This window comes from Halotalea alkalilenta (assembly GCF_001648175.1).
GTDB lineage: Bacteria > Pseudomonadota > Gammaproteobacteria > Pseudomonadales > Halomonadaceae > Halotalea > Halotalea alkalilenta_A.
Genome location: NZ_CP015243.1, coordinates 978491 through 998204, shown reverse-complemented (window position 1 = coordinate 998204; position 19714 = coordinate 978491). Strand labels below are relative to the sequence as shown.

At 66.1% G+C, this 19714-nt stretch carries 15 protein-coding genes; 6 read left to right on the top strand and 9 right to left on the bottom strand.

All coding sequences use genetic code 11. The features are described from left to right. The first annotated feature begins 34 nt into the window (after nucleotides 1-34). Together A5892_RS04415 and A5892_RS04410 are read left to right on the top strand one after the other, a co-directional pair. A complete protein-coding gene (locus A5892_RS04415; RefSeq protein ID WP_064121771.1) occupies nucleotides 35-928 on the top strand; it encodes an alpha/beta fold hydrolase in 894 nt (297 codons plus the stop codon). Continuing rightward, nucleotides 925-2022: a tartrate dehydrogenase gene (locus tag A5892_RS04410; protein WP_223302788.1), complete on the top strand. Its 1098-nt coding sequence runs from the start codon at nucleotides 925-927 to the stop codon at nucleotides 2020-2022. Before A5892_RS04415 ends, A5892_RS04410 begins: the two co-directional genes overlap by 4 nt. Nucleotides 2023-2033: 11 nt before the next feature. Here A5892_RS04410 and A5892_RS04405 read toward each other — a convergent pair whose 3' ends face one another. Next, on the bottom strand, nucleotides 2034-2651 hold the full coding sequence (locus tag A5892_RS04405; protein WP_064121770.1) for a DUF2780 domain-containing protein: 618 nt from the start codon (nucleotides 2649-2651) through the stop codon (nucleotides 2034-2036). A 135-nt stretch (nucleotides 2652-2786) separates the two neighbouring features. On the opposite strand from A5892_RS04405, the gene A5892_RS04400 reads away from it, so the two are divergent. After that, nucleotides 2787-3641, top strand: coding sequence for a Rossmann-like and DUF2520 domain-containing protein (locus tag A5892_RS04400; RefSeq protein ID WP_064121769.1), 855 nt, complete (start codon nucleotides 2787-2789; stop codon nucleotides 3639-3641). On the opposite strand, the gene A5892_RS04395 is transcribed toward A5892_RS04400, so the two are convergent. Both A5892_RS04395 and A5892_RS04390 read right to left on the bottom strand, forming a co-directional pair. Next, entirely contained in the window at nucleotides 3627-6752 is a 3126-nt protein-coding gene (locus A5892_RS04395; protein ID WP_064121768.1) for a multidrug efflux RND transporter permease subunit, read from the bottom strand. The genes A5892_RS04400 and A5892_RS04395 overlap by 15 nt on opposite strands. 3 nt (nucleotides 6753-6755) lie before the next feature. Then, nucleotides 6756-7979 (bottom strand): efflux RND transporter periplasmic adaptor subunit, encoded by a 1224-nt coding sequence (locus A5892_RS04390; RefSeq protein ID WP_064121767.1) that lies wholly within the window; start codon nucleotides 7977-7979, stop codon nucleotides 6756-6758. Between the two features lie 231 nt (nucleotides 7980-8210). Between A5892_RS04390 and A5892_RS04385 the strand changes: the two genes are divergently transcribed. Further along, nucleotides 8211-8630, top strand: coding sequence for a GFA family protein (locus A5892_RS04385; protein ID WP_064121766.1), 420 nt, complete (start codon nucleotides 8211-8213; stop codon nucleotides 8628-8630). 67 nt (nucleotides 8631-8697) lie between these two features. Here the strand turns inward: A5892_RS04385 and A5892_RS04380 are convergent, their stop codons facing one another. Continuing rightward, a complete protein-coding gene (locus tag A5892_RS04380) occupies nucleotides 8698-9900 on the bottom strand; it encodes a pyridoxal phosphate-dependent aminotransferase (RefSeq protein ID WP_064121765.1) in 1203 nt (400 codons plus the stop codon). A gap of 163 nt (nucleotides 9901-10063) precedes the next feature. Here A5892_RS04380 and A5892_RS04375 point away from each other — a divergent pair, with 163 nt between their 5' ends. Next, the gene (locus tag A5892_RS04375; RefSeq protein WP_064121764.1) at nucleotides 10064-11020 is read left to right on the top strand and encodes a LysR substrate-binding domain-containing protein; all 957 of its coding nucleotides are present in this window, start codon (nucleotides 10064-10066) and stop codon (nucleotides 11018-11020) included. Here the strand turns inward: A5892_RS04375 and A5892_RS04370 are convergent. From A5892_RS04370 to A5892_RS04350, 5 genes are all read right to left on the bottom strand, one after another. After that, nucleotides 11000-12301, bottom strand: a complete 1302-nt coding sequence (locus A5892_RS04370; RefSeq protein ID WP_064121763.1) for a TRAP transporter large permease — start codon at nucleotides 12299-12301, stop codon at nucleotides 11000-11002. The genes A5892_RS04375 and A5892_RS04370 overlap by 21 nt on opposite strands. Nucleotides 12302-12333: 32 nt before the next feature. Further along, the gene (locus A5892_RS04365) at nucleotides 12334-12867 is read right to left on the bottom strand and encodes a TRAP transporter small permease (RefSeq protein ID WP_064121762.1); all 534 of its coding nucleotides are present in this window, start codon (nucleotides 12865-12867) and stop codon (nucleotides 12334-12336) included. A gap of 2 nt (nucleotides 12868-12869) precedes the next feature. Further along, nucleotides 12870-13886, bottom strand: a complete 1017-nt coding sequence (locus tag A5892_RS04360) for a TRAP transporter substrate-binding protein (protein WP_064121761.1) — start codon at nucleotides 13884-13886, stop codon at nucleotides 12870-12872. A gap of 125 nt (nucleotides 13887-14011) precedes the next feature. Next, on the bottom strand, nucleotides 14012-15610 hold the full coding sequence (locus A5892_RS04355) for a hydantoinase B/oxoprolinase family protein (RefSeq protein WP_223302787.1): 1599 nt from the start codon (nucleotides 15608-15610) through the stop codon (nucleotides 14012-14014). Then, nucleotides 15607-17721, bottom strand: a complete 2115-nt coding sequence (locus A5892_RS04350) for a hydantoinase/oxoprolinase family protein (protein ID WP_064121760.1) — start codon at nucleotides 17719-17721, stop codon at nucleotides 15607-15609. The genes A5892_RS04355 and A5892_RS04350 overlap by 4 nt, the downstream gene beginning before the upstream one ends. A 381-nt stretch (nucleotides 17722-18102) precedes the next feature. Here A5892_RS04350 and A5892_RS04345 point away from each other — a divergent pair, with 381 nt between their 5' ends. Next, nucleotides 18103-19692 (top strand): ABC-F family ATPase, encoded by a 1590-nt coding sequence (locus A5892_RS04345; protein ID WP_064121759.1) that lies wholly within the window; start codon nucleotides 18103-18105, stop codon nucleotides 19690-19692. Nucleotides 19693-19714 lie beyond the last annotated feature (22 nt).

The following is a 19714-nucleotide window of genomic DNA, read 5'->3' as shown; positions in this document are numbered from 1 at the left end:
AATCGACTCCCATCATTGATCGGGGAGCCTGCCCATGTTCGAGGGATTCAAGCCGTTCGAGATCGACGTCGGTGACCCGATCGATGAGGTGCGGATCAGCGGCCTGATCAAGGGTGACGGACCGGCGCTACTGTTGCTCCACGGTCATCCGCAGAACCACCGAATCTGGCATCGGATCAGTGCACCGCTGGCCGAGCGTTTCACCGTGGTGCTCACCGACCTGCGCGGCTATGGCGCATCGTCCAAGCCCCCCGGCATGCCGAATCACGCCAACTACTCGAAGCGCGCGATGGCCCGCGACCAGCATGAGGTCATGCGCCGGCTCGGCTTCGAGCGCTACTCGATCTGCGCCCATGACCGGGGCGCGCGCGTCGCCCACCGCCTCGCTCTCGATCATCCCCAGGCGGTCGAGCGGATGATGCTGCTCGACATCGCGCCGACCCTGGCGATGTACGAAGCCACCGATCGTGCCTTCGCCACCGCCTACTTCCATTGGTTCTTGCTGATTCAGCCATCGCCGCTGCCGGAGCGGCTGATCTCGGCCGCCCCGCACGCCTGGGTCGACGGCGTGATGGGCGGCCGCCACGCGGGGCTGTCGGTCTTCGCCCCCGAGGCGCTGGAGAGCTATCGCACCCAGCTCGAGGATCCCGCCGCGGTGCACGGCATGTGCGAGGACTACCGCGCCAGCGCGACGATCGATCTCGAGCATGACCGATTCGATCTCGACCAGGGACGACGGCTCGAGCTGCCGCTCAAGGTGCTGTGGGGCGCCCACGGCACGGTCGGGCGCTGCTTCGATCCAATGCGTGAGTGGCGCAAGGTCGCCCGGCGGGTCGAAGGCCGGGCACTGGACTGCGGTCACTACATCCCCGAGGAGCGGCCTGACCGGCTGCTCGATGAACTCCACGACTTCATGAGGACTCCATGAACAAGATCATGCCCATCCAACGTCCACGCATCGCAGTGATCGCCGGCGACGGCATCGGCAAAGAGGTGATGCCGGAAGGTGTGCGCGCGATGGAGGCCGCCGGCCGGCGATTCGGCATCGAGTGGCAGTGGCAGACCCTCGACTGGGCCTGCGCCGAGTACTGGCAGACCCATGGCCGGATGATGCCGGCGGACTGGCGCGACCAGCTCGAAGGAGTGGATGCGATCTACTTCGGCGCGGTCGGCTGGCCTGACGTCGTCCCCGACCATGTTTCGCTGTGGGAATCGCTGCTCCAGTTCCGCCGCCACTTCGACCAGTACGTCAACCTGCGCCCTTGCCGGCTGATGCCCGGAGTCAAGGCACCGCTGGCCGGCCGCGAGCCGGGCGACATCGATTTCTACGTGGTGCGCGAGAACACCGAAGGGGAGTATTCGAGCATCGGCGGCAAGATGTTCGAAGGCACCGAGCGCGAGCTGGTAATGCAGGAGACGGTGATGAGCAGGCGCGGCATCGACCGGGTGCTCAAGTTCGCCTTCGAGCTGGCCCAGACCCGGCCGCGCAAGAAACTGACCTCGGCGACCAAGTCCAACGGCATCTCGATCACCATGCCCTACTGGGACGAGCGCGTGGTCGAGATGGCCAAGCATTATCCCGGGATCAGCGTGGACAAGTTCCACATCGACATCCTCACCGCCCAGTTCGTGCTCCACCCCGACTGGTTCGACGTGGTGGTGGCGAGCAACCTGTTCGGCGACATCCTTTCAGACCTCGGTCCCGCCTGCACCGGCACCATCGGCATCGCGCCCTCGGCCAACATCAACCCGGAACGCCAATTCCCCTCGCTGTTCGAGCCGGTCCACGGCTCTGCGCCGGACATCGCCGGACGTGGGATCGCCAACCCGATCGGACAGATCTGGTGCGGCGCGATGATGCTCGAGCACCTCGGCCATGCAGAGGCGGGCGCCGCCGTGGTCGAGGCGATCGAGCAGGTGCTGGCCAGCGGCGACCCGGCGCTGCTCACCGGCGATCTCGGCGGCAAAGCCGGCACCGAGACCCTCGGCCGCGCGGTGGCGGAGGTGATCGAAGCCGGCTGAGCAGCGAGCGCTCAGGCGCCCCAGAGACTCGACAGCGACGAAAGCAGACCGCTCGATACGCCCTGCCCGCCGAAGTACTGCAGCATCACCGGGGCGAACTGGCTGGTCATCGAGCTATCCATGCCAAGCGCTTTGAAGGCGGCATCGACCATCCCATCGCCGCCCTGGGACTGCCCTTGTCCGCCGGCGAGGCTCGTGACCTGCGAAAGCAACGAGCCACCGCCGGTGGCGTTGGCGCTCGACAGCAGGCCGTCGATCCCAGGCGCCTGGTTGGAAAGCTGGCTGAACTGATTGTCGCCGAGCGCGCCCTTGGCCTGGGCCAGCATCGCAGCGGCCCCGCCGATCGCCTGCTGGCGGTTGACACCAAGCTGGCTGGTGAGGGAGTCCACCAGCTGGCTTGCATCGTTCAAGTTGCCTTCGGTGGTGCCGACCTGCGCCGCCTGCTGCTGGGAGCCTTGCTGCAGTTGCTGGAAGCGCTGGTTACCCTGCTGGAGCGCGCTGGCACCCTGCTGCGACGCAGAGTCGGCGCGATTCATCGCCTCGTTGACGTCGTTGAGACTGAAAGCGAAGGCCTGCGAACCGATCAGCGGCAGGCTGCAGAGCGCGAGGGAGATGACGCATTTCTTCATGAAGACATCCTGATGGGAATCTAAACACCGCCCCAGCATAGCATTGCCGGCCAACGCCGCACGGCGATGGCGTATCATCGAACGCTCCTGTCCCGCATTGCCGTCGATCAGTACATTTTTCGATCAGGAAAAACCATGTCCAGCACCTACGCCACCATCGGCTTCATCGGCCCGGGGCGTCTCGCCACGGCGCTTTCACGCGCGCTCGCCGGCAACGGCGAGCATGTCGCCGCCATCGCCGGGCGCAGCCACGCGCGTGCGCAGGCGCTCGCCGAACGGTTGCCCGACTGCGAGGCGCTGCCGGCCCAGGCGCTGGTCGAGCGCTGCGAGCTGGTCTTCGTCACCGCCGCCGACGACGCCATCGCCGCCACTGTCGAGGCGCTCGACTGGCGGCCCGGCAATGCGGTGGTGCACGCCAGCGGTGCCACCGAGATCAGCGTATTGGCCAAAGCCGCCCGCGCCGGCGCGGCGATCGGCGGCTTCCACCCGATGCAGAGTTTCAGCGACCCCGACACGGCGATCGCCTCGCTCCCCGGCTGCACCCTGACGATCGAAGCCGAAGGGGCGCTGCTGTCACGGCTCGAAGCCATCGCCCAGCGCCTGGGCGGACGAGTCAACCGCCTGCCGCCGGGTGCCCGCGCCCGCTACCACGCCGCCGCCAGCTATGCCTCGCCGTTCATGCTCGCGCTGCTCGATGAGGCGACGCGGATCTGGGCCAGCTGGGGCGCCAGCCGAGAGGACGCGCTGGCGGCCCTGCTGCCGCTGCTGCGCGGCACCCTCGGCGCGCTCGAACGAGGCAGCCTCGAGGAGGCGATCACCGGGCCCATCGCCCGTCACGATCTCGGCACGGTACGCAAGCATCTTGCCGCTCTCGACCAGCTGGGCGGCCGCCACGGTGAGTTCTATCGCCTGCTCGCCGCCCGGCAGCTGGAAATCCGCGACGACGCCTCATCCCGCCCCGAGGCCATGACTCGGCTAATCGAGTCCTGAACCGGCTCTGCGACGGGCGGCCAAGTTCCGGCGCAGGGTGAGCATCCCGGCGTAGAACAACGGCACGAAGAAGATCGTCAGCAGCGTGCCGGTGACCACGCCGCCGATCACGCTGATGCCGATCACTCGCTGGCCAGCGGCCCCGGCACCGACGGCGAAGGCCAGCGGGAGGACACCCGCGACGAAGGCCAGAGAGGTCATCGCGATCGGCCGCAGGCGCCGCCTCGCCCCCTCCAGCGTCGCATGGGCGAGGGAGGCGCCCTGGAGCCGAGCCGCACTGACGAACTCGACGATCAGGATCGCATTCCTGGTCGCAAGCCCGATCGTGGTCAGCACTGCGATCTGGAAGTACACATCGTTGTCCAGCCCGGCCAGATTCGCCGCCGATACCGCACCCAGCACGCCCAGCGGCACCACCAGCATCACCGCGGCCGGTACCGACCAGCTCTCGTAGAGCGCCGCAAGGCAAAGGAAGATGAAGGCGATCGAGACCAGGTACAAAAACAGCGCCTGGTTGCCCGCCTGCTGCTCCTGATAGGACAGCCCGCTCCAGGCGAGCTGGTAGTCGCCGAGTTCATCGACCATCGATTGGATCAGCGCCATCGCCGTGCCGGAGCTTTCGCCGCTGGAGGCATCGCCTTGAATCTGCACCGCGGGGATACCGTTGAAGCGCTGCAGCATCTGCGGCCCCAGCGTCCATTCACTCGAGGCGAACAGCGCAAGCGGCAGCATCTCGCCCCCCACACCGCGCACGCGCCATTCGCCGAGGTCCTCCTGGGCCGAGCGGAAGGGCGCGTCACCTTGGACGTACACCGGTTTGACCCGGCCACGGTCGAGGAAATCGTTGACGTAGCGTCCCCCCCAGGCGGTCGCGATGGTCTGGTTGACCTGGTCGACGTCTATCTGCTGGACGCTGATCAGCTCATGGTCGAGATTCACCTGCAGCTGCGGGCTGTGCCCCAGCCCGTCGAGACGCACCCTGGTGAGACGCGGGTCCTCGCCGGCGCGCGCGATCAGCGATCGCTGCGCCGTCTGCAACGCTTGCTGGCCCGTTGCGGTGATGTCCTGGAGCCAGAATTCGAACCCCGAGGATTGCCCCAGCCCGCTCACCAGCGCTGGCGACATCACCACCACATTGGCTTCGGTGTAGTCGGCGAAGGCCCGGCTGGCCCGCTCGATGATCGCCTGGGCGGAGCGCTGGTAGCCCGGACGCTCCGACCAGGGTTTCAACCTGATGAAGGCCTGGCCGACGTTCTGCGCGCGTATCCAGCCATGGCGTCCGGAGGCGAGCAGCAGGATATCGAGGTTCTCCGCCTCTTCACGCTGGAAGTAGGCGGCGAGATCGTCGGCGACCCGCTCGGCGGCCTGGAGCGTGGCGCCTTCCGGCAGGGTATAGCGCACCATCACCATGCCCTGGTCCTCTTCGGGGAGGAAGGCCGTAGGCAGTCTGCCGTACAGATGGAACATCGCCGCCGCCAGCACGGTGAATATCGCAAGCATCGCAAGCGGTCGTCTCAGCACCCTGAACAGCCCGCGCTGATAGGCCCGCTCGCTGCCCTTGACCATCCGGTTGAATAGCCCGAAGAACGACCGCGGCGAGCGCGGCTGTGCACGACGAAGCAGCAGCGCGCAGAGCGCCGGCGTCAGGCTGAGCGCGACGAACAGCGAGAGCGCCATCGCCGAGACCAAAGTGATCGAGAACTGCTTGTAGATGGTCCCGGTCGCACCGCCGAACCAGGCCATCGGCAGGAACACGGCGCTGAGCACGGTGGTGATACCGACCAACGCCCCGGTGATGTCCCCCATCGAACGAATCGTCGCCTCGCGCGGTTCGAGCCTGTTCTCCTCCATCCGCCGCTCGACGTTCTCGACCACCACGATGGCGTCGTCGACCAGCAGGCCGATCGCCAGCACCAGCCCGAACAGGGTCAGGGTATTGATGGTGAATCCCGCCACCGCGAGGATACCGAAGGTACCGAGCAGCACGACCGGGATGGTGAGCAGCGGTATCAGCGTCGCACGCCAACTCTGCAGGAAGAGGTACATCACCGCGGTCACCAGCAGGATCGCCTCGACCAAGGTGGAGAACACGTTACGGATCGATACCTCGATGAACGGTGTCGTATCGCGGGGATAGGCGACTTTGTAGGAGGCAGGGAAGGTGCCTCTCAGCCGCTCGAGGGTCGCCTTCACTTCGAGCGCGGTATCCAGGGCGTTGGCGCCGGGGCTGAGCTGGATCGAGATCCCCGAGGCCGGATAGCCGTTGAGCCGCGTACGGGTGCGGTAGTCCTCCGCGCCCCGCTCGATCCGCGCCACGTCCCCGAGCCTTACGCTGCCCCCGCCGCTCTGCGCCAAAAGCACGATCCGTTCGAACTGCTCCGGGGTCTGCAAAAGCGACATCGCGGTGACCGTCGCATTCAGCGCCTGGCCCTCGACGCTCGGCGCAGCGCCGATCTCGCCGGCGGAAATCTGGCTGTTCTGGGCCTCGATCGCCGAAACCACGTCCTCGGTGGTCAACCCATGGGCGGTGAGCCTATGCGGGTCGAGCCAGATTCGAATCGCGTACTGGGAGCCGAACACCGAGGTTTCACCCACGCCGTCGATGCGGCTGATCGGGTCCTGCAACTGGCTGACGATGAAGTCGGCAACGTCGAAGCTTTCATCGCGACCGGACTCGTCGTAGACCGAAGCCACCAGCAAGGTGTCGGTCTGCGCTTTGCGTACCACCACGCCCTGGTCCTGCACCTGGACGGGAAGACGGCTGGTGGCCTGGACGATGCTGTTTTGAACCTGCATCTGGGCGACGTCCGGGTCGGTCGCCTGATCGAACACCAAGGTGACGCGCACGGAACCGGACGCACTGCTGGTAGAGTTGAAATAGAGCAGGTTGTCGATCCCGGAGATCTGCTGCTCGATGATCTGGGTGACGCTCTGCTCGAGCACCTCCGCCGAGGCGCCCGGATAGCTGGTGGTGACCTGGATGGTGGGCGGCGCGATGTCGGGGTACTGCTCCACCGCCATGTCGAACAGCGAGAGCGCCCCGAACCCGCTGATCATCAGCGCGATCACACAGGCGAAGATCGGCCGCCGGATGAAGAACCTCGATAGCATCCCTCAGCCCTCTTCGGCCGTATCGCCGGGGGCTGCGGCATCGGTGTCGAGCACCCGTACCAGCGAGCCGTCGCCGATGCGCTGTCGACCACCGAGCACGACGAGATCGCCCGCTTCCAGCCCCGCCTTCACCAGCCATTCGCTGCCTACCGTAGCGCCGAGCTCCACCCGGCGAGTGCGCGCACGCTGCTCGTCGTCCACCACGTAGACATAGGCATCGCCACCGCTATCGCGCGTCACCGCGCGCTGGGGCATCAGCAGGGCACGCTCGAGCCGGGCCTGCTCGACCTCGACACGCACGAACATGCCGGGCAGCACTTGAAAGTCAGGGTTGGCGAAACTGGCGCGCAGCGTGACGTTGCCGGTCTCGCGATCGACCGCGGGGTCGGCGAACTCGACCTCTCCGCTGCGCTCGTAGCGGCTGGCGTCAGTGAAGGTGATCCACGCCTTGGGCTTCTCACCGCGTCCATCGGGCGTGAGCCAGGCTCGCGCCCAGGCCAGGTATTCGGTCCCGGACTGGGTGAAGTCGACGTGGATAGGATCGAGCTGGTGAATGGTCGCCAGCGGCTCCGCCTGATCGCGGACCACCAGCGCTCCCTGGGTGACGCTCGCCCGACCGACCCGGCCGCTGATCGGCGCGACCAGCTCGGTGTAGGCGAGATCGATTTCAGCACTGCGCAGGGCGGACTCCGCGGCCGCGACCGCCGCCGCCGCTTCCTCGTCGGCGAACATCGCCATCTGGCGCTCCTGCTGGCTGATCGCTTGTCGCTCGCCGAGTCGCTGGTAGCGCTCGGCGAGCCACCGCGCTGAATCGAGCTGAGCCCTCGCCACCGCGAGCTCCGAGCGCGCCCGCTCGACATCCGCGCGATAGCGCCTCGGATCGATGCGAAACAGCAGGTCGCCGGCGGCGATGTCGCTGCCCTCTGCATAGCTGCGCTCGAGAATCACGCCGCCTACCTGCGGGCGCACCTCGGCAGTGGCCGACGAAAGCGTCCTGCCCGGGAAGGTGGCGATCAGCGTCGTCTCCCGCTCGGCCAGCCGGGCCACGGTCACCGGCGTGGCTTGGCTTGCCTGTGCGGCTGAGCCGCTCTCGCGGCCGGCCTCGCCGCAGCCGCCGAGCGCCAGGCTCGCCAGCGCACCGACCATCAGCGCCCGGAGGGAACGATGTCGCAGATAACGTCGCAGATAATGTCGCGGATGATGCGCTTGGCGTAAAAAATGCGACATTGATCATCGACCCCTTTCGAGTGCATGTTTGTTCGAGTCGCCAGCGGCGAACGGCTCGCGGGTCTCAGGGTGTCCCACGATCGATCACTTTACACTGGCAGCGAAAGACCCTATCTGTACGGAGAAGCATCGGGCACCGCGGCCCAAGCGATTTAGGCTTGGATTAAGCCAGCGATTGAGCCAACGAACCGCCATCCAAAGGCCCTGCCGGGTCGATGAGGAGGCACGATCATGTCGATGAAAATGGAATATCGGGGCGGCTGCCTGTGCGGCGCGGTCCAACTGTACGTCATGGTCGACGGTCACAAGGTCGGCGCCTGTCACTGCGCCATGTGCCGCAAATGGGGAGGCGGGCCGCTGCTGGCCCTGGAGAACGTCCTTGGGCTGCGCCTCGAGGGCGAGGAGGCCGTCAGCGTCTACGCCTCCTCCAACTGGGCCGAACGCGGCTTTTGCTCCCACTGCGGCACCCATCTGTTCTATCGGTTGAAGGACGGCGGGCACTACGCGGTGCCGGTCGGCCTGCTCGAGGTGGACGACGACTGGGTGCTCGATGAAGAGATCTTCATCGAAAGCCAGCCGCCGTACTACGCCTTCTCCAACCAGACCAAACGGCTCACCGGCGAGCAGGCGTTCGCCGCCAAGCAGCCGTGACCTCCGCCGTGCCACGCCCTCGAACCCGCAGGGCGTGGCCGTTTCATCGCGCAACGCAGCCGGCGACTCAGCCGAGACTGGCGCAGAAGCGCTGGATCCGCTTGCAAGCCTCTTCGAGCTGATCCGTCGCGGCGGCGTAGGAGACCCTGAAGTTGGGCGCCAGACCAAACGCACCGCCATGGACCAGCGCCACGCCCTCGGTCTCGAGCAGCGCGCGGGTGAAGGCTTCGTCGCTGTCGATCAGGGTTCCATCGGGGGCACGGCGGCCGAGCAGCGCACCACAGGAGGGATAGGCGTAGAAGGCCCCGTCGGGGCGCTGGCAATCGACCCCTTCGGCCTGATTGAGCAGCTCGACCACCAGGTCGCGGCGGCGTTCGAAGATTTGGCGCCACTCCTGGATGAAGTCCTGCGGCCCGGTGAGCGCCTCGACCGCCGCCCACTGGGCGATGGTGTTGATCCCCGAGGTGATCTGGCCCTGGATCTTGTCCATCGCCTTGATCAAAGGCTCGGGGCCGCCTGCGTAGCCGACCCGCCAGCCGGTCATCGCGTAGGCCTTGGAGAGCCCGTTGACGGTCAAGGTGCGCTCGCGCAGCCGCGGCTCGATCTGCGCCGGCGTGGTGAACTCGAGCCCGCCGTAGATCAGGTGCTCGTAGATGTCATCGCTCATCACCCAGACCTGGGGATGATCGACCAGCACGTCGGTCAGCGCCTTGAGCTCGTCACGCGAGTAGGCCGCACCGGATGGATTGCAGGGCGAGTTGAACATCAGCCACTTGGTACGCGGGGTGATCGCCCGCTCGAGCGCCTCGGCGGTGAGCTTGTAGCCATTCGCCGGATCGGTCTCGACGATCACCGGCGTGCCACCGCACAGCGCGACCATCTCGGGATAGGAGACCCAGTAAGGCGCCGGCACGATCACCTCGTCGCCCGGATCGATGGTCGCCATCAGCGCGTTGACGATCACCTGCTTGCCACCGTTGGAGACCATCGTCTCGCTGACCCGGTAGTCGAGCTGGTTCTCGCGCTTGAACTTGCCGACGATCGCCTCGCGCAGCTCGGGAATCCCCGCCACCGGCGGATACTTGGTCTCTCCTCGTGCCATCGCGCGTTGAGCCGCCGCCTTGATGTGCTCAGGGGTATCGAAATCGGGCTCGCCGGCGGAAAGCGCGATCACATCGCGCCCCTGCGCCTTGAGCTCACGGGCACGCTGGCTGGCGACGATGCTGGCGGAGGGTTTCACGCGAGCGAGGGCTTGGGAAAAGAAGCTCATGGGAGCGGTGCACCTGTCATGGTTGTCGTTGGGGGGGCTGGAGCATTGAAAAAGTGCGTCTCCATGGGACGCGCACGAATGTTGCATGATCGTGCAGAGCTTGGTCGGTAAGCGCAAGCGGCGCGACCGATCCAGACCCGATATTGGCCATCGAGGATTAGCCATGCGCTACCGACTGCCTTCACTCGAAGCGCTGAAGGTATTCGAGGCAGTGATGCGCCACGGCACGCTGCGCGCCGCCGCGGTCGAGCTCTGCCTTACGCCCCAGGCGGTCAGCCATCGGATCAAGCTGCTCGAAGGCAATCTCGGCACGGCGCTGTTTTTGCGTCACGGTCACGGCTTGATCGCCACCGAAAACGCCCGTCGGCTGGCGATCGAGGTGCGTGACGGGCTCGACCTGATCGCCCACGGCGTCGAACGTGTCCAGGCACCGGTGGAAAACCACCGATTGGCGCTGCATGTCAGCCCCTACTTCGCCTCGGCCTATCTGATCCCCAATCTCAGTGAATTCACCGCGCGCGACCCGCTGATCGACCTGCGCATCTCGATCGGTGCCGACCTGGTCGAGTTTTCCGCTCGCGGGCTCGATGCCGCGATCCACTGGTGCTACGAGGCGCCGCCCGGCTTCGAGGCGATCCCCCTGCTGGCCGATCTCAAGGTGCTGGTATGCCAGCCCGCGCTGTTCGCCCAGCGCCCATTGCTCGAGGGCGCCGACCTGCTCGACCACCGGCTGATCGCGCCACTGGTCGACAACACCCTCTGGCCCGATGTGCTGGCACTGTTCGGGATCGATCGCGCACCATCGCAGGGCATGCTCCGCCTGCATACGCATGAGGCAATGTTCGAGGCCACCCTGGCCGGCCTGGGGGTGGGCCTCGCCTCCCACCGCGATGCCCTCGAGGCGATCGCGGCCGGGCGCCTGGTCGCGCCTTTCGGCGAGCATCTGCTGCGCCGCCTGCCACGGCACAAGACCCCCCACTTCCAGCTGCTCTATCCACACGGCCGCGCCCCTTCCAAGCTGCTGCTCGCGTTTCGCGACTGGATGCTCGCGAGGACCAGCGAGCTCGGCCGCGAGATACAGCAGGGCGAGCAGCCGGCGTCAGCTCATCACCCCGGGTAGCCAGGTCACGATCGCGGGGAACAGCGCGAGCAAGAAGGCGCCGAGACAGAGCAGCAGGAAAAACGGCGCCGAGGCGACGGTGACTCGCCAGATATTGCGCCCGGTGATCGATTGCAGCACGAATAGATTGAACCCTACCGGCGGGGTGATTTGCGCCATCTCGATGATCACCACCAGGTAGATGCCGAACCAGATCAGATCGATACCCGCCGCCTGGACCATCGGCAGCACCACTGCGCTGCTGAGCACCAGAATCGAGATGCCCTCGAGAAAGCAGCCCAGCACGATGAAGAACAGCGTCAGGGTCAGCAGCAGCAGCCAAGGCGGCAAATCCAGCGCGCCGACCAGCCCCGCCAGGTACTGCGGAATGCCGATGAACGCCACCGCGATCGATAGCACCGCGGCGCAAGCGAGAATGAAGGCGATCATGCAGGAGGTGCGAGTCGCGGCCAACAGGCTGGCCGCGAAGCTTTGCGCCGTCAGCGTGCCGGTCAGCGCGGCCAGCAGCAGGGCACCGACCACGCCGAGAGCGGCGGACTCCGTTGGCGTAGTGATCCCTGAGTAGATCGAACCGATCACGAAAGCGATCAGGCCGATGATCGGCATCAACCGCGACGAGCGCCGCAGCCGCTCACCCAGCGCGACACGCGGCTCGCGCGGCGGCATCTTGTCGGCATTGAACAGCGCCCAGACCACCACGTAGCCCATGAACAAAAGCATCAGCATGAGCCCCGGCAGTACGCCTGCGATGAACAGCTTCGCCACCGACTGCTGGGCGAGCACGCCATAGACGATCAGCACGATGGAAGGGGGAATGATCAGCCCCAGCGTGCCTGACCCCGCCAGCGAACCGATCATCAGCTTCTCGTCGTAGCCGCGCTTCTTGAGCTCCGGCAGGCTCATCCTCCCCACCGTGGTCGCGGTCACCGCCGACGAACCGGCCACCGCCGCCATGATCCCGCAGCCTAGCACGTTGACGTGCAGCAGCCGGCCCGGCAGCCAGCCGAGCCAAGGCCCGAGACCATCGAACATGTCCCGCGAAAGCCGGGTGCGAAACAGGATCTCGCCCATCCAGATGAATAGCGGCAGCGCGGTCAATGGCCATGACCAGCTCGCGTCCCAAAGCGTAGAGGCGACCAGGCTCGATACCGGCACCTGGGTGAAGAGCCACATGGCACCGGCAGCGACGGCGACCAGGGTCATCGCCACCCATACGCCTGCGGCGAGGATCACCAGCAGTGCGCCGAACATCACCAGCAGGATCAGCGAAATCGATTCCATGAGTACTCCAGCAAGCACCGGCACCGATGCGCTCAGAGCGCACCGTCGCCTCGGTCGATGTAACGTGCCGAGCGTCCACGCAAAAGGCTCACCAGCTCATCGCACAGGGCCACGGCGAGGATACCCAGGCCCAGCGCCATCGCTGACTGGGGAATCCAGAACGGCATAGCGAGAAGTCCAGGGCTCAGATCGCCGAACTCCCAGGACTCGAGCACGAGCTTCAGCGCGCACCAGGCAAGCCAACCGACCAGCAAAGCGGAAAACGCGCATACCAGCGCCTCCAAGCGGGTTCGATAGGGTTCGCTCAGCGTCTCGACCAGCATGCCGACGCGCACGTGGCCGCCGAGACGCAGGGTGTAGCCGAGCCCGAGAAACGATGAGGCCGCCATGCAGAAGCCCGAGAACTCGGTTGCGTCTACCGCTACGCCGGCCAGCCGCCCGATGATCTGCGCAATGATCGAGATCGCCAGCAGCGCCAGGAACAGCGCCGCGAGAACGCCGCTCGAGAAATAGAGCCCTTCGAGCAGGCGGCGCGGCAGCGTGATTCTGCGTCGATCGTCCGGCATGGTCAGTCCTGCGCGCTGCGCTGGGCCAGATAGCGATCGAGCGCCTCGACCGCCGGCGCCGCCGCCGATTCACGCCACTGGGCGAGCATCTCGTCGCCGATAGCGGTGATCGCCTGCTGGATATCGTCACTCGCGTCGGTGATGACCACGCCGTGGGATTCGATCACCTCGTCGTTTTCGGCCCCCGCGCGCCGGCTCATTTCCCAGCCGCGCTCGGTAGCACGCTGGCCGGCCTCGAGCACGATCCGCTGGAGGTCCTCGTCGAGCGACCTGAAGGCACGCTCGTTGACGATCACCGCATTCTTGTTGTGCATCGTCCCGGTATAGGTGAAGTGCTTGGCGTAGTCCCAGATCTGCACATCGATCCCGGTCTGGGGACTGGTGAACAGCGAATCGATCATCCCAGTCGCGTAGGCCTGGGAGACCTCGGCGAAGGGGAGGATGGTGGCGCGAAAGCCGAGGCGCTCCGCCATCTGCTGGGTCGGCTGGGAATAGATGCGAATCTTCTTGCCGCGCATGTCGTCGAGCGATTCGAGCGGCGAGGTGGTGAAGAATCCTTGCCCCGGCCAGGGCGCCCAGATCAGCGCACGCAGCCCCTGGCGCCCCAGCAGCTCCTCGAAGTAGGGCAGCTGGGCCTCCAGCAGCTGGCGCGCTTGCTCATAGTCGCTCGCGACTCCCGGGATGCTATCGAGGATGTACATCGGGTCCTCGTTACCGTACACGCCGGGGCGAATCTCGCCGATCTGCACCTGTCCGGTCTGCACCGCCCGCTTGATCGCGTCATGCTTGATCAGCGTGTCATTGGCGCGCAGGTCGATACGCAGCTCTCCTGCGCTGCGCTCCTCGACTTCATCGATGAACTGGCGAATGTTCTGGGTGAAGTAGCTGCTCTCGGGATTGCCCGAGGCCATGATCCAGGTCGTCGCCGCCAGCACGCTCCGAGCGCCCGCGAGCATCAGCAGCGTACCCAGTGCGATCGAAGCCCCCACCCTTGCGAACGATATTGCGGTCGATTTCATGCGCTTCACCTTGTCGTTGTTATAGGTTCCATCGTCGAATCACCAGCATCATTAGGTCCGGGCCGGCCCCGTCGGCGCGGTGGTGGCAAAGGCGTGTGGATAATCGCGCCTTGCCCGGGCCTCGCTCAGGTAGCCGCCGACGAGGTCGCAACGTACCCGCTCGGGTTCGCGCTCGGCAGGGTCGCCGTAGCCGCCACCTCCCGGCAGTTCGAGGCGCAAACGCCGGCCGGCGGGAATCGACTGCCGCCCCTTCGCGGCGAGCGGGGTGCCATCGTCGAGCGAGACTTGCCCATTGGCGCCATGACCTCCCCCTGATGCCCGCGGGCGGGATGCTCGACGCGCTCGAACATCGCATTGAGCGAGAACGTATAGCCCTCCCTGGCGCCGATCTCGATCGACTGCCCAAGCCCACCGCGCCAGCGCCCGGCACCGCCCGAGTCGCAACGCAGTTGCTTACGCCAGACGACGATGGGGCCGATGCTTTCGGTCACCTCCACCGACATGGTCTGGACCCCGCTGGGGAAAGCGGTGGCATTGAGTCCGTCGCTGGCGGGGCGCGCACCGGTGCCGCCGCTGTTGAAGATCAGCATCTCATGGCGCGCCTCACCGTTGCAGGCGCGAAAGCCCATCTGCAGATTCCACAATGCACTGGCGCCCTCGGCGGGAATCCGCCCAGGGCAAAATGGCTGCAGCGCGCCGAGCACTACATCGGGAATCAAATGGCCGAGCAGGTGGCGTACCGCGACTGCGCGCGGCCGGGGAGCGTTGAGGATCGACCCTTCAGGCGCGGTGACCCGAAACGGCATAAGCGAACCCCAGTTGTTGGGGATGTCGGGGGCGACCGCGCACTTGAGGGCGTAGCAGGCATAGGCCTTGGTATAGGTCAGCGGCACGTTGATCCCGCGCTCGCTGCACGGTGAGCTGCCGGTGAAATCGGCGTTCATCCCATCGCCTTCGACCGAGACCAGGACCTCGAGGTCGATCGGCGCCTCGAAGCCATCGACTCGCATCGCGTATCCGTGCGAGCCGTCGCCGAGTGCCTGGATGCGCTCGCGCGTCGCCCGCTCGCTGTGGGCGAACACGTACTCGGCGAGATCATCGAGGTGGTCGAGGCCGAACTCGTCGAGCATCGCTTCGAGCCTGCGGATACCCGTGTCGTTGCACACCGCCAGCGCATGGAAATCACCGATCACCTGCTCGCTCTCGCGCACGTTGTAGCGCAGCAGCGCGATCAAGTCGCGATTGAGCTCGGACGCCGCGAACATCTTCATCGGCGGGAAACAAATGCCCTCCTCGAACACCTCCGCGGCGTCCGGACCGAAGCCGCGCCCGCCGATGTCGACCACATGGGCGGTGGAGGCGAAGAAGCCGATGACCCGGCCCCGCCGGAACACCGGCGTAACCATGGTGATGTCGTGGAGATGACCGGTGCCGAGCCAAGGGTCGTTGGTCACCAGCACGTCCCCGGGGTTCAGCGCTTCGAGCCCGAAGTGATCGATGAAGTGACCGACCGACTCCGCCATCGAGTTGACGTGCCCCGGCGTACCGGTGACCGCCTGGGCGATCATCCTGCCCGCGGCGTCGAACACCCCGGCCGAGAGATCCCCGGCTTCGCGCACGCTGGTGCAGAAGGCGGTGCGGATCAAGGTCAGGGCCTGCTCCTCGACCACCGAGATCAAGCGGTTCCACATGATCTGACGGGGGATATCGATGGCAGCGCTCATGCAGGCACTCCTTCATCCTGGCGATGTTCGATCAGCAGGCAACCGTCGCGCTGGAGGCTGACCGAATAATCCGGCGGGACCAGGGTCGAGGTCTCAGGCTCGGTAATGATCAAAGGACCCGCGATGGCCACGCCCTGCGCCAGCTGGTCGCGTTGATAGAGGGCGCAGTCGACGAAGACCCCACGCTTAGCGTCGAACACCTGCCGCCGGTCGAACGGCGCGGGCGGTTCAACCCCATCGTCGCAGTGCATGCGCGGCTCGACCCGGTCAGGCGGCGAGCCCGGCTCGCTGAGCTGGAGCGCCCAGCTGACCACTTCGACGTCGGCGCCTTCGACCAAGTGCCCGAACGAGCCGCGGTAGGCGCTGTCGAACTCCGCGCGCAGCGTCTCGAGCGGCGCGGCATGGAACTCGGCGGCGACGAGCGGCACTTCGATCTCCCAACCCTGCCCCGAATAGCGCATGTAGGCGCGCAGCTCGCGGCTGGGCGGCTCGCGCAGCCCCGCATCGCGAACGAAAGCGCTGGCCTCGCTCTCCATCTCGTCGAGCAGCCGGCCAACCGCGGCGACGTCGAAGTCGCTGAGGCGCATCACCGCACTGCGCAGCGTTTCGAAGGCGAAGGGGGCACGCAGGAAACCAATCGCGGACCCGACCCCGGCGCCGGGCGGCACCAGCAGCCGGCGCACCCCGAGCTTGTCGGCGATCCGCACCGCATGCAGCGGTGCGGCACCGCCGTAGGCGATCATCGTGAAGCCCGAGAGCTCGCGGCCGCTTTCCACCGCATGCACGCGCGCAGCACTTGCCATGTTCTCATCGACCACCTCGGTGATCCCGAACGCGGCCTGCCATCGGTCTGCGCCCAAGGGCGCGGCGATCTCCCGTTCGAGCGCCCCGGCGGCGGCATCGATATCGAGCTTCAGACTGCCAGCGGCGAAGCGCTCCGGGTCGAGCCGCCCGAGCACCAGATCGGCATCGGTGACCGTTGGCCGCTCTCCGCCGCGTCCATAGCAGGCCGGCCCCGGTTCCGATCCGGCGCTCTCTGGACCGACCCGAATCTGGCGCAGCGCGTCGACCTGGCCGATTGAGCCCCCACCCGCGCCGATCTCGACCATTTCGATCACCGGGACCGAGATGGGCATGCCGCTGCCCTTCTTGAACCTGTAGGTCCGGGCGACCTCGAAGCTGCGCGCGCTCTTCGGCCGTCCACCCTCGATCAGGCATATCTTCGCGGTGGTCCCCCCCATGTCGAAGGAGAGCGCGCGTTCGATGCCATAGCGCGATGCATAGTGAGCGGCGTAGATCGCACCACCCGCGGGCCCCGACTCGAGCAGCCGCACTGGAAACTCGATCGCGGTGGCAAGCGAGATCAAGCCGCCCCCGGAGTGGATCAGGTGCACGGGGCAGCTGACCCCCTCCGACACCAGCGCCGCGCTGAGTCGTTCGAGATAGGCAGCGATCAGCGGCTTGACGTAGGCGTTGGCGCACACCGTATTGAAACGCTCGTACTCGCGGATCTGCGGCGAGACCTCACTCGAGATCGATACCGCCACCGCTGGCAACGCAGCGCGCACACGATCGCGTATCCGGCGTTCATGGCACGGGTTGCGATAGCTATGCAGCAAGCCGACCGCGACGCTCTGGTAGCCGCCTTCGCGGATCAGGCCGATCACTCGGTCGAGCTGTTCGAGATCGAGCGGCTCCAGCTCCTCTCCCTGGGCATCGAGCCGACCGCCCACCACATAGCGGTCGGCGCGCGCAATCAGCGCCGGAGGCAGCGCCAGGGCCAGGTCGTACTGCTCGAAACGGCTCTCGGTACGCATCTCGATCACATCGCGAAAGCCACGGGTCGTGATCAGCGCGGTGCGTGCCCCGCGCCGTTCGATCAACGCATTGGTGGCGAGCGTCGTGCCATGGATGATTTGGGTGATCGCCTTCGGTGTGACGCCGGCCAGCGAGCAGGCCTGGCGAATGCCTTCGAGGATCGCCCGTTCGGGCTGGGCGTGATCGGTCAGGACCTTAGCGGCATGGAGCCGCCCATCGAGCTCGAGGGCAACGTCGGTGAAGGTGCCGCCGATATCGACACCGACCCGGACGGATGGGCTGGATGGAGTCATGGAGCGCTCTCAGTGGTAGGCATTCAAGACCAGCGCGCCGCGCTTGGAGACGAAGCGACGCTTACGCTGGGATCGATCATCGATGCCGCCACGCCGAGCCGACAAACGAGTTTTTCTTGCGCTGAGGACAAACTGAGTTTGTCCTCCAAGCCAGCACGCCAACGCCCGAACGACGCCGAGATCAAATCGATCGGGACGATCTCTGCGCCCGTGGGCACGAAACCTCGGCCTCGAGGCCCGGGTATGAGCAGGATCATCGCAGGCTCACTGCACAACACCCCGGGTAAACGTTACAATCGACCCCTTTCGCGCCGATTTCCCCCGGCGCCCGATATCCATGCCTCCCGACGTGCTCGCCGGGCGGTCGCTAAGGACGACAGCGTGATCAGCACCGCCAACATCACCATGCAATTCGGGCCGAAGCCCCTGTTCGAGAACGTCTCGGTCAAGTTCAACAACGGCAACCGCTACGGCCTGATCGGCGCCAACGGCTGCGGCAAGTCGACCTTCATGAAGATCCTCGGTGGCGATCTCGAGCCGACCAGCGGACAAGTGATGCTCGACTCGGCCACGCGGCTCGGCAAGCTGCGCCAGGACCAGTTCGCCTTCGAAGAGCGCCGGGTGATCGACACGGTGATCATGGGCAATGGGGAGCTCTGGAAGGTCGCCGAGGAACGCGACCGGATCTATGCCCAGGCAGAGATGAGCGAAGCCGATGGCATGAAGGTCGCCGATCTCGAGGTGCAGTATGCCGAGCTCGACGGCTATACCGCCGAGGCGCGCGCGGGAGAGCTGCTGCTCGGCCTCGGCATCCCGCTCGAGCAGCACTACGGGCTGATGAGCTCGGTGGCGCCCGGCTGGAAGCTGCGCGTGCTGCTCGCCCAGGCGCTGTTCTCCGATCCCGACGTGCTGCTGCTCGACGAACCGACCAACCATTTGGACATCGACACCATCCGCTGGCTGGAAGGGATACTGACCCAGCGCTCGAGCACGATGATCATCATTTCGCACGACCGCCACTTCCTCAACAGCGTCTGCACCCACATGGCCGACCTGGACTACGGCGAACTGCGGCTGTTCCCCGGCAACTACGACGAGTACATGACCGCCGCGACCCAGGCCCGCGAGCGGCTGCACGCCGACAACGCCAAGAAGAAGGCGCAGATCGCCGAACTGCAGTCGTTCGTCAGCCGCTTCTCGGCCAATGCCTCCAAGGCCAAGCAGGCCACCTCGCGCGCGCGCCAGATCGACAAGATCCAGCTCGAGGAGGTCAAGCCCTCCTCGCGGGTCAGCCCGTTCATCCGTTTCGAGCAGGAGCGCAAGATCCATCGCCATGCGCTGACGGTGGACAACGCGACCAAGGCCTACCCGGGCAATCCCGCGCTGTTCGAGCGTTTTTCGCTGCTGGTCGAGGCCGGCGAACGCGTCGCGATCATCGGCCCCAATGGGATCGGCAAGACCACTCTGCTGCGTACCCTGGTGCGCGACCTGCCGCTCGACGCGGGCGAGGTGAAATGGACCGACGCCGCCGAGGTGGGCTACTTCGCCCAGGACCATGCCGATGACTTCGCCAACGCCATGACCCTGTTCGAGTGGATGAGCCAATGGACCACCGGCGGCGAGCAGCAGATTCGCTCGGCGCTCGGACGCATGCTGTTCTCCAACGATGAGATCCAGAAATCGGTCAAGGTGATCTCCGGCGGCGAGCAGGGGCGGATGCTGTTCGGCAAGCTGGCGCTGCAAAAGCCCAACGTACTGGTAATGGACGAACCGACCAACCACCTCGACATGGAGTCGATCGAGGCGCTCAACCTGGCGCTCGAGCACTACCCCGGCACGCTGATCTTCGTCAGCCACGATCGTGAGTTCGTCGGCTCCCTGGCGACCCGGATCATCGAGATGAAGCCCGAGGGGATCACCGACTTCACCGGCTCCTACGACGACTACCTGAGAAGCCAAGGGGTGTATTGAGGCCTCGCGCCTCCCCCCGCTG